The 11,528-nt window shown below is 43.8% G+C and carries 10 protein-coding genes; all 10 read right to left on the bottom strand.

Going from position 1 to position 11,528, the window contains the following annotated elements; all coding sequences use genetic code 11:
- Positions 1-329: 329 nt before the first annotated feature.
- Positions 330-1,130 carry a TraX family protein gene (locus tag LIQ05_RS09945; protein ID WP_226820386.1) on the bottom strand — a complete coding sequence of 267 codons (801 nt, stop codon included), beginning with the start codon at positions 1,128-1,130 and terminating at the stop codon, positions 330-332.
- Complete coding sequence (locus tag LIQ05_RS09940; RefSeq protein ID WP_226820385.1) at positions 1,127-3,604, bottom strand: transglutaminase domain-containing protein; 2,478 nt, start codon at positions 3,602-3,604, stop codon at positions 1,127-1,129. The genes LIQ05_RS09945 and LIQ05_RS09940 overlap by 4 nt, the downstream gene beginning before the upstream one ends.
- A 76-nt stretch (positions 3,605-3,680) precedes the next feature.
- Positions 3,681-4,073: a DUF6483 family protein gene (locus LIQ05_RS09935; protein WP_226820384.1), complete on the bottom strand. Its 393-nt coding sequence runs from the start codon at positions 4,071-4,073 to the stop codon at positions 3,681-3,683.
- Positions 4,074-4,232: 159 nt separating this feature from the next.
- Positions 4,233-4,841 carry an AAA family ATPase gene (locus tag LIQ05_RS09930; protein WP_226820383.1) on the bottom strand — a complete coding sequence of 203 codons (609 nt, stop codon included), beginning with the start codon at positions 4,839-4,841 and terminating at the stop codon, positions 4,233-4,235.
- Between the two features lie 25 nt (positions 4,842-4,866).
- Positions 4,867-6,219, bottom strand: a complete 1,353-nt coding sequence (locus LIQ05_RS09925; protein ID WP_226820382.1) for an SLC13 family permease — start codon at positions 6,217-6,219, stop codon at positions 4,867-4,869.
- Between the two features lie 186 nt (positions 6,220-6,405).
- Complete coding sequence (locus LIQ05_RS09920) at positions 6,406-6,828, bottom strand: hypothetical protein (RefSeq protein ID WP_226820381.1); 423 nt, start codon at positions 6,826-6,828, stop codon at positions 6,406-6,408.
- A gap of 61 nt (positions 6,829-6,889) precedes the next feature.
- A complete protein-coding gene (locus LIQ05_RS09915) occupies positions 6,890-8,383 on the bottom strand; it encodes a hypothetical protein (RefSeq protein WP_226820380.1) in 1,494 nt (497 codons plus the stop codon).
- Between the two features lie 178 nt (positions 8,384-8,561).
- A complete protein-coding gene (locus LIQ05_RS09910; RefSeq protein WP_226820379.1) occupies positions 8,562-9,485 on the bottom strand; it encodes a MetQ/NlpA family ABC transporter substrate-binding protein in 924 nt (307 codons plus the stop codon).
- A 146-nt stretch (positions 9,486-9,631) separates the two neighbouring features.
- Positions 9,632-10,291, bottom strand: coding sequence for a methionine ABC transporter permease (locus LIQ05_RS09905; RefSeq protein ID WP_226820378.1), 660 nt, complete (start codon positions 10,289-10,291; stop codon positions 9,632-9,634).
- Between the two features lie 2 nt (positions 10,292-10,293).
- Positions 10,294-11,313: a methionine ABC transporter ATP-binding protein gene (locus LIQ05_RS09900; RefSeq protein WP_226820377.1), complete on the bottom strand. Its 1,020-nt coding sequence runs from the start codon at positions 11,311-11,313 to the stop codon at positions 10,294-10,296.
- Between the last annotated feature and the right edge of the window lie 215 nt (positions 11,314-11,528).

Below are 11,528 nucleotides of genomic sequence, written 5' to 3'. Positions count from 1 at the left end.
ACATGTGTTGTTTTCCCGATACCTTTTGGCAACGGTAGATTAGAAAAGCCAGTAAATATGCGGGATAGCAGCTACGTCACCCCCCATTGTTGTCGTTACTGTTTCTTTCTTCCCTCTGCCAGTAACCAGCGATTTTGCAATGTATATTCACGTAGCCGCGCATTTCAGGAGCGGTTTTAGTGGAGGCGAGATCCGATGGTTACGAAGACTTAGGCGAGAGGGCTCTCCCGAGCGCCTTAGTCGTAGTTACCAGCTAGCTTGCCGGAACGTTGCTCCGCGCGGCGGTGAATATACATTGTGAAATCGCGTCTGGGATAACGACCAACACATTAAATAGCAATTCTCAATATACCTAATATTAGCAAATGTGCCGGATAAAAAATGTAGAAGAACCACTTAGAAAAGGTTCGATGTTTTTCGGAGCGTTTTCCGTTGTAGAGATAGATAATGCAAAGTGCTGAGAGCAGAATTCCGGCTGTGGAGCCGAAGGACTGGATAACAGCCCTGGCAGGAGTGGTCTGCCCCATGTTTTCTACAAGGTTTAACAGACCAAAGAACAGCATTGCCTTTCCGAAAACCTTCCATAAAAGTTTTTTTCGTTCAGGATTCTGTTCGCCAGCCAGATGGCTTTTCTGATCTGCATTCCGGCTGCCAGCTGACAGCATTTTCCCCTGTGCATCCCAGAGGCCACAGCTTGCGAAGCAGTAGGTGAAGATGGGGGCAAGAAGAGCCCAGTCGCTGTAGGCAGAAGCAACTACCAGGCCCCAGATGCAGAGAGTCTGCCGGGGTCCTGAAGGGATTTTTTCCATTGCATAGAGAATCAGGAAGCACAGGAAAAGAGTGAATAGCATGTTCATACTTACGAAACTGATAGTTCCTTCTTCTGTAAATGCAAGACAGAAGGGGATTTCGGAGATCAGGGCAAACAGCAGAAGCCGTTTGCCGTATTTCTCTTTGGAGTGGGTGTAGCCGTAGCCTTCTACCAGGAAGTAGCACATGGTGATAGCGGTAAAATAACCCACGTCCACCATCACCTCAAAAAGAAAAGTATCTGGTTCCAGGAAAACGTTTGCAATATGGTTTAATAGCATGGTAAACATGGCTACGTATTTGATCTGATCCCGGTTCATGCCTCAAAAATCCTCAACAACAGATCTGCCATACCCACGGAGTATCCAGCTGTTGCAAAAATAGCCTGGCACTGGCCCTCGGTAATGGCCATAAGCGGCAGCTTCCTGGAATCTACGTACATACGGCGGGCGGTCATTTCCTTGTCTTTGCCGAAATCATGGAAGTACACCTGAATTTCAGGGAACAGTTCCAGACATTTCGCCAGAGTAGCATTCTTTAAAGAATCTTCGCTGCGAAGGATAAATATAATCTGTTTTTGAATTTTTTCGTATTTTTCTTTCAGATCCATTATTTCATTGAGAATGTGCCCGGTAGGCTCACGGTCTTCTTCCAGCCAGAAGAGGATGTCTCGTTCAGCCATGCCATTTTCACATTTGGCAGTGTCTCCGCTCATTTTTCCCGTCACTTTTGACATCAACACCTGATTTCCAGCCCGATCGGTCAGCCTGGAATCTGGAATGGAATGACGGTTGAACATTTCCTCCAGACTATACTCCCGAAGCTCCAGTTCTACCTTCTTCGTCTCATCTTTTTCAATATGAAAATCGTATCTTTTTCCCAGAATGTTTCCGTTTGGCAGACGGTTTCCAGTCAGGATCCGGTAATCACCCGGCATGATATCCAATTCCAGTTTTCCAGCTTCCCACTTGCGGTCACTGAAATCCAGGGTAAGGTATCCTCTTCCGTCTGTAACCGCAATGGTCCAGTTCTGGAAATAATTCCAGTCCTCTTTTCCCCCGGCGAAAACGGTAAGATGGGATTCCTTCCGGCTTTCTTCCAATACTGCTACAAACCTCATTCCATCCCAGTATTCAATGGCTCCGTCCGCAGGATTCAGGCGGGATGGGATTCCCAGGGTTCTGGCGATTGCCACGAAAAGCACCTTGTGGGATTTCTCTCCTGCAATTCCAAGCTCCAGTGCTGCCCCAGGAGTGGTGTAGGCAGTCAGGCGCTCTTTGTCATTGCGGACCGAAATGTTCTCTTCGATCCAGGTCCAGATGCTCTTTGGATCTGCTTCGAAAGCATCCCTCTGCTCCTTATCAAAATAGCCCAGGATCTTCTTTCTCCACTTGGTAAGGACCTCATTTTCCACACGGGGATTCCATACATATGGAATGTAAATCTCATCTGGATTAAATTCGCGATAAACAGAGGCCTCCTGATAATGGCCCTCCAACACTTCCGGAAAAGCATCTCTTCTGTCTTTCTCGGACAAAACAGCCATCATAGGCTCCACTTCCTCCATGGTATGTCCGAAAAGGCAGCGCTTCCACAGCGGCTGGAATTTCTCGATCTTACGGCGGCAGTGTTCTGCCTCAGCGGCGATCCGGCGGTTATTCTCTTCTTCCTGTTCCTTGGTAATATTCCAGCTTATTCTGCCGGTATCCTCCGGTGCATTCATGTCAAAATCCACCCAAAGCTCATCCTCATATTCTTCACCAAGAGTACAGGTAAAATGGTCGTCCTCTCTTGTGTCGATCACCTTTTCCCCGTAAGCACCATCATAAACAGCACAGATCAGCAGGCTTCCAAAACCGGTTTCAAAGGAAATACAGCCATTTTCGTCAGCTTCCATTATTGCAATCGGGGAAAATCCCCCATAGTTCATTACCTCAGCCTGTACTTTTGCCCCAGCTGCCGGAGTTCCATCCAGATCTTCCACTGTAATAGTGATCCACCTGGTTTTGGCATATTTCCCAAGAAGATTGACGATCCGGTTCATTCCATCTTTTCCGATCACTTCTTCGTCTGGCATAGCACGGTCATACCATCTGGAACCGATCATCATGGCCCTGGATGCTGCATTGGTAAACCAGCCCTTGTCCAGAACAGCTTCTGGCTCGCAGGCCCCCAGATAATGCCAGTCGCCATCGCACCAGACCTCTACCCAGGCATGGTTGTCATCACAGTGGGACCATCTTGGCACATACACTAGTCTTGCAGGGATTCCGGCACTTCGCATTACATTTACCACAAAGACGGCTTCCTCACCGCAGCGGCCTACACCGCTTCTGTAAATTTCCAGTGCGGAACCGGTACGCATGTCCGTTCCCTGGTACATCACTTCTCCCGCACACCAGTGATTAATCTCCAGTGCAGCTTCCACCATGGTCTTCCCCTGGACCTTATCCTTTATTTTTTCCCAGAAATAGGTACGGCATGGTTTGATTTCTTCATCATTTGTCCGATGAAAAAGTACGTAATTCAGAAAATAAAGCTCTGGATAATTCTTTACATAAGGGGAATTTTCCCAGAGATAGATTCCCTGCTGCACATAATCCAGGTAAGTGTCAAAGGTATAGTTTCCCACATCGCTATAGGGCATATTGCTGTACAGATATTTCATCCCGATCACAATATCCGGATTTAGTGCTTCCATTCTCTTCTTTATTTCTTCCGCCTTCTGGGGCAGTTCCCTTGAAAAATTTTCAAAGTCTTTTTCTATTCTGTCTCTGTTTTTTTCAAGAAACATGTTGTTCTCCTCATTATTTAAAACAAACTTGCGATTTCACTGTAAAATCGCAGTATTTCATATATTACAAGAGATTTTACCTGATATCAAGCATATTTATAATATTTCCATATCCTGCATCTTCTGCCAGCTGCTGGATCCCATCCCTTATTTCCTCCAGGGAATAGCTGTGCGCTTCCAGAAATTCATCCCCTTTGGACGCCGCATATTCGTAGAAAAACATGGCTTCTGCCAGGTCTTCCTTGTCAGCGTAATCGATCCGGTCAAGGAGTTCATTCTCTGCCTCGTTGATCTCGCCTCTGTCCACCATGGTTTTCATATGGTGAAGCTTGTCGCCGGAAATTTGGTATTTGGATTCTACCGGCAATTCCACCTGGACATATTTTTTCCCAAGCATGACACTGGCAAGGACACGGGCGATCTCTTTGATCATACGCATGATGTAGTCTTTTTCGTCATCAGTGAACATAAATTTTCCTCCTGGATAAAAGCCACAAAGGTTCCGCCATGACACTCGCATGCGTCCTGGCAGAACCTTTGTCATTAATCGGACATGTCTGCTCCGCAGACATTTTTATATATGAAAGTCAGCTGCTTCGTGGCTGCCGTCCGGGACTTTCATAGTACATTATTTCATTCTCGCTATCCTTTTGTCAATATAAGATGACAAAAATTCAACGCTTCCATCTACGCCAAGAGTACTGCTGTTCAGACTCAGGTCATAGTTGTGGGAATCTGACCATTTGGAATTACAATGGCTGTCGTGGTATTTTTTTCTCTTTCTGTCTTTCTCTTTGATAAAACGCTCGGCTTCCTTATCGGTCTTGCCGTAGAGACGGGCTACACGGGCAACTTTATGCTCCATATCTCCAAGAATGAAGATGGAAATCAGTCCTTCATAGTCCTTCAGGATTGTCTCAGAGCAGCGTCCTACAACTACAAAGGACTCTCCTTTGTCAGCTTTTTCACGAAGGAAATTAAACTGCATCAGTGCAACATTATCTGCCGGGGAACTGCTCATTCCCTTAACAGTACGGTAAAGCAGCTTGTTGTGCTTCATCTCATCGAAGATTTCAAGATCTTCCACTTTTACATTGTGGCTGTCCGCCACCTCTCTTAAAAGATTGTGATCGTACAGGGAAAATCCATAGCGCTTGGCGATTCGCTCTGCGATTTCGTGTCCTGCACTTCCGAACTCTCGTCCGATGGAAATGATCACCTGTTTTTGTGGTTTCATGGTATCCGCTCCCTTCTAAATGGCATTATAAATATCTTGCATAAATCATCAGCATGGAAACAAGGACAACCAGGATCGTGGCAGGTGCCATAGCCTTGCAGTATTTTCCCCATTTGATCATGTGACCGCTCTTAGCTGCAGTTGCGATACCAACTACGTTTGCAGAAGCTCCGATCGGAGTGGCGCTTCCGCCGATGTCAGTACCCATTGCAAGAGCCCATGCCAGAATGGAAATATCAATTCCCTGTGCGGCTGCCAGGCTGTCGATAACCGGGATCATGGTAGCTGCAAATGGGATATTATCAATAAATGCACTTGCGATAGCAGATACCCAGATAATGATGGCGATCATTACCTTCAGGTTACCGCCGCTAACTTTGCCAATAAATCCAGCCAGGATGGTAAGGATTCCTGTCTGCTCCAGGCCGCCTACAACTACGAAAAGTCCCACAAAGAAAAGCAAGGTCTTGTAATCCACCTTTTTCAGAAGGTCTAATGCATCTTTTCCAGAAGTGATCAGTGTCACAGCTGCAATAAACACACCAATGCAGGATACCGTAAGTCCGGTCTGGGAATGGGTTACCAGCAGAACAACAGCGCAAAGGAAGATCACGCAGCTGATGGTAAAGCCTCTCTTGCTTACAATTGCTTCCCCGGGATCCGGTAATGTGGACGGATCGATTTTTCCCGCATTTTCAGTGAGCTCTTTGCGGAAAACAAAGTAGAAATAGATCACAACCAGTACCAGGGCGATCAATGCGATAAGACCTGTGTTTGTTACGAAATCAGCGAAGGAAAATCCAAGGGATGTTCCAATGATAATGTTCGGCGGGTCTCCGCACATGGTAGCCGATCCGCCAAGATTGGCGCAGAAAATCTCTGCAAGGATCATCGGTACCGGATTAAATTTCAACAGCTGTGACAGCTCTACGGTAACTGCTGCCAGGAACAGGATTACCGTAATACTGTCAATAAACATAGCCAGTACAAAGGACAGAAGCATAAATGTGATGAAAATCGGAATGATCTGGTATTTCACCATTTTCGCGATCTTCATACATAACCAGCGGAAAAATCCGGAGTTTGCCATACCTTCTACCATGATCATCATGCCAGCGATGAACACGATAGTTTCCCAGTTGATTCCAGCGGAAGCTTCACTTGCTTCACCAGCAGTGTGCCAGAATCCGGATGAAAAAATACTATGTATGTTCAGTGTTTCAATAATGGCTGAGGGGCTGTGCATACAGATTCCAAATACCAGAATCAGTGTAAGAAGCGCACATCCCAGCGTAACAATATGTCTTTCCCAGACTTCTGTGATGATCAGAATAAACATCGTCAGGAAAATTACTACTGCAAAAATCTGTGCTATCATTTCTTTCCTCCATGACTGTCAAACCATGCCATCCAAAGACCGACTGCAATGGCTGCAACAATCATTACTCCTATAAAAATATTAAGTAACATATAGTGTCATACCTCCAATCATATCCGTTTGTTTACATGGAAAATAATTGCCAGTACTGCAAACAGTATAAACAATTGCAGCATTTTGCAATATTTAAACAACGATATATGATCTTCCGTATTTCTGTCCGTCCTGATGATGGATGTAACAGATAATAAACCGCCTGCCATCCGTGTCGTTCCTGGTCAGCAGGCGCTTTTTGGCTTTATAAAATACGGTATTTGCAAGCAGAACTGCAAGCATGATGAGCACCAGGATTTCCACACCGCTCCTGTAGCGAAGGCGCTGGTCCGCCTCCAGCCTTACAGACACCTGCCGAAGTCCTGTCAGTTCTTCCGCACTTGTCTGGGCGCTTCTGGAAAGCTCTGGTGAGATCAAAGAAGCAGAGGCCGGTTTCAGATCATAAACATGCATTATATCCTTTGCTTCCATGCCTGCAAAGAATACACATAAAACCGCAATCGCCACGCTGAAAAACAGGCAGACGAAACGGTTTGCACATTCAGTTTTTTTCACTTGGCCTCACCTCAATACCTGAAAAAATTCGTTTTTATAATAGCAAATTATACGATTTTTTTCAACTGATTTTTCTAATCCATTTCCTCTTATTATTCAATTCATTTAGCCCTAATCCGGCCAAAATCAGATAAACCGGAATAAACATAAACAGATATTTCGGTCGGCTTTCAAAAATCATTGTATATGCAGATACACCTAAAATTACTAATTTTAAATACAGCATTGTTTTACTGTTATTTTTCGTCTTTATTCCAGCAAACATAATACAACTTAATACCAAAAGCCATAGTGTCTGTTCCATTAAAGCATAATAGCGATTATACGCTTTCTTTTTTATAAAAATTTTTTCGACCAACGAGTTCCCGTACTTTTCCTCACCTTTTGTCACGCTTTGAACTGGTGAAAAACATCCATCATTATAATTTTGGAAGTTCTTGTACGTATAAAAGAAAAGATTTCCTACCAGCCCACGATTCTTAATTCTTTTTATTCCTTTTTCCCGATTTGCGGCATTTCGTTCTTTTACGGTAGCAAAACTATCTGTATATCGGATATCTTTTACATTTACAGCCCCAAGGTAAGCATCTTTCTGCCCCATCATAAAATAATGCCATAGTCCTCTTTGAATTGATGGATCATCTACAAATCCATTTTTTTCAAAATAGCTATTTTGCATTTTCATAATACCGCCAAATGTGCATACAAATACCAGGCACAAAATAGCAGCTTGTTTTATAAACTTTTTCTTATCTTTAATTTGCAGACATAGTATAACAATTCCGCCTGCAATTACCAGAATAGCTACTGTAATTTTAATATAACAGCCAATTGCTAAAAGAATGACTGAAATAATATTCCATCCAATTTTGTCTCTCCAATTTATAAAAACAAATAGAAAAGCAGTCAAAAAGAATACACCATAATTATCTGTATAAGGAACAAATGAACGATATGCAAAATCAAACATAAACACGCCAATCAAATAAACGGCAAATGCAATGCTCTTCTTTCCGGTCAATTTATAACATATTTGTGCCGAAAAAAACACAGAAAGGTTTACCAGTAACAGTCCTATTACGATAACTGGCTGCCAGTCTTTAAAAATCTTTACTAACATTGCAAAAACGAACAAAATGTTACGGTTCATCCGGTAATAGTTAAAGTATGCCTGATTTATAAACGTATGTTCCTCAGCCAATTTAATCGCAGTTTCCCGAACTCTTTGAAAATCATAACGGATTGGCTTTGAAAGGTAAGTCATGAGATACATCTGCACGCCAAACACCAATATATCCATTACAATCAAAAGCAAATAGAATTTTTTCTTTTCTATCTTCTCAATTCTACTGATTACTTTTTTGCCAGCTGCCCAGAATATAACTGCCAAAATTATAACAGCCAGCAAAGTTGGTACGAAATTGCTGTATTCGTATGTGCGCTTTTTGTAAGCCACATTTCTATTTAAACAGATTACAGACAGCAGCGTATATGCCCAGTACCCTGCAAAAAGCACCCCCAGTACCCAATTTATTTTCTTGCCAAATTTATTCATTCACACGTTCTCCTTCTTTTGCGTATAACTAAATATATTATAATTTAATTTCGTTTCACCAGGGTTACTTTTCTATTACAAATTATATACAAAAAGCACTATAAAGGAATCCGCTGCATGAATCCACTTTATAGTGCTTCTCCTATTTCACATTTTTAAATTTCTTATGGTTTTTTGATTATTCAGCGTCTGTCTCCTCAGCTGCCTCGTCAGCTGTGTCAGCTTCTGCATCTGCGCTCTCGTCAGCGTCTGCTGCGTCTGCATCCTCAGCCTGTGCGTCGTCGCTGTCCTCGAATGGGATAACGGCTCCGTCATATTTCTCGTTGATGAAATCTTTGATCTCGTCAGATTTTAATACGTCCACAAGAGCTTTGATCTTGTCGCTGTTCTCGTTTCCTTCTTTTACTGCGATTACGTTTACATATGTTTTGGCAGCCTCAGAATCAGAGGTTTCATATGCAAGTGCATCTTTAGATACAGAGTAACCCGCCTGAAGTGCATAGTTTCCGTTAAGGACAATGTAAGAAGTCTCTTCTGCAACACGCGCTACCTGCTCAGCAGCAAGCTCAACAATTTCTACGTTGTATGGATTCTCCTCAATGTCGTTTACAGTTGCCTCAAGACCAACACCGTCTTTCAGTTTGATAATTCCGTTGTCCTGGAGAAGAAGAAGTGCTCTTGCCTCGTTTGTAGTATCATTCGGTACTGCGATCGTGTCGCCGTCTGCGATGTCATCAAGGCTGGATTTTGTTCCAGGATAAATTCCAAATGGCTCGTAGTGGATTCCGCCTGCGTTTACAAGGTGGGTTCCTTTCTCCTCGTTGAAGCTGTTCAGATATGGAATGTGCTGGAAGTAGTTTGCGTCGAAATCACCGCTCTCGACTACTTCGTTTGGCTGTACATAATCATCAAAGACTGTTACCTCAAGGTCGTAGCCCTCTTCCTCAAGAATTGGTTTTGCTGCCTCAAGGATTTCAGAATGTGGTGTCTCGGATGCTGCTACTGTGATGGTTTTATCATCATCTGCTGCGAAAACAACGGATGTTCCAACGGTTCCAAGCACTAATGCTCCTGTAAGTGCTGCTGCGATTAATTTTTTCATAATAAAGTTCCTCCTCGTTTTTTTAAAATATATTTTGTTTCTACATTATGTTCATTTTTATAATGAACAGAAGCTGATTGGAAGCTCCTGCCAATTATCAATTTTCGTTATTGTTCACAGATAAGGTTTTTCATGCGGTCTGTGATCTATTTTCGTTTGTCCAGCTTGTTGGCGATCAGCATACCAATCGTCTGGAAAATCTGTACCAGTACTACCAGAAGAATGACCGTTACCAGCATAATGTCTGTCTGCCAGCGGTTGTATCCGTAACGGACTGCAATATCTCCAAGTCCGCCGCCTCCTACGGTTCCTGCCATTGCGGAATAACCAAGAATGGTTCCAGTTACAATGGTGGCTCCTGAGATCAGGGATGTTCTTGCTTCTACCAGCATTACCTTAAATACAATCTGAAGATTGCTTGCTCCCATGGATCTTGCAGCCTCGATAACGCCCGGATCTACCTCATTCAGGGAAGACTCTACCATTCGTCCGATAAAAGGGATTGCCGCAATGGTAAGGGGTACGATGGTGGCTGTGGTTCCATAGCTTTTTCCTACCAGAAATCTGGTGAATGGAATGAGCAGGATCAACAGGATCAGGAATGGGATGCTTCGGAAAATATTAGCGATCACATCCAGGATCTTATATAGTACTGAATTGGGCCGCAGGCCTTCTTTGTCAGATACTTTCAGGAGAATACCAAGGGGCATTCCGAATACATATCCGAAGAAGGTGGAAAACAGGGTCATGTATAATGTTTCCCCTACACCTGCGATTATCATATCGGTTACTTGTTTCGTCCACATAATCAGTTCGCCTCCCCTATCTCAAGTCCACGTTCCATAAGGAATTTCTTCATTTCCGGTACATTGGTGCTGCCGTTCATAAACTGGAGGATCATTTCTCCTTTGGCTACACCGCCTACATTTTTTGTGTCGGCTTTCAGAATGTTTACCGGTTCGTGGAAGGTTAATATAAGGTTTGCAATCACTGGCTCGAATGCGGAGTTCTCAGAAAATACAATTCGAACAATTTCGCCGTTCTGGATTTCAGGCTGGGTAAGTTTCTTGCTTTCCATGTCGCTTCCAGAGTCTCTGCTGATCAGTTCTTTGGCTACCTGTGATTTCGGATGGTTGAAGATATCTTCTACCAGACCTTGTTCTTTTACTTCACCGTCTTTCATGATTGCTACGTGAGTACAGATCTCACGTACAACTGACATCTGGTGGGTGATGATCACGATGGTGATTCCAAATTTCTGATTGATGTTCTGCAAAAGTTCTAGTATGGAGGATGTGGTCTGGGGATCCAGGGCGCTTGTGGCTTCATCACAGAGTAAGATCTGCGGGTCGGAGGCCAGGGCTCTGGCGATTGCCACTCTTTGTTTCTGTCCACCGGAGAGCTGTGCTGGATAAGCCTTCGCTCTATCTGCCAGTCCTACGATTTCCAGAAGTTCCAGGGCTTTTGCTCTTGCTTCGGATTTCTTTTTTCCCTGAATATACAGTGGGAAGCAGACGTTTTCCAGTACGTTTTTCTGCATGAGCAGGTTGAAGTGCTGGAAGATCATTCCTATTTTTTCCCGCTCCTTGCGGAGTTCTTTTGGGGAAAATTCGCTAAGGGGTTTTCCGTCTATTAATACGTTTCCTTCGGATGGTACTTCCAGAAAGTTCATACAGCGTACCAAGGTACTTTTTCCTGCACCGGACATTCCGATGATTCCGTAAATATCTCCGGATTCAATGGAGAGGCTTACGTGGTTCAGGGCTTGTACGGAACCGTCTTTGGTTTCGAAGGTTTTGCTCACATCTTGGATTACTATTGAAGACATGTCTTTCCTCTTTCCTTTAAGTGGTGTTTCATCGTCGATATGGTTACTATAACACTTTTGGAAAAAAAGTGTTAATTCTTAAAAGTTTGGGCTAGTTATAGGGTGAGGCTATAGCAGGATAAAGGACGCCCGCGGGGGAGGGATAAATCACACTCTCCGTCGCAACGTTCCTTAAATGGCTCGCTTAGATTTACCGCTCCCCACTGGCTGTGTAT

The sequence above is a fragment of the Blautia glucerasea genome, assembly GCF_020537505.1.
In the GTDB taxonomy this organism is placed as follows: domain Bacteria; phylum Bacillota; class Clostridia; order Lachnospirales; family Lachnospiraceae; genus Blautia_A.
The sequence above is the reverse complement of the archived record's forward strand: the minus strand, read 5'-3'. Positions and strand labels throughout refer to the sequence as shown.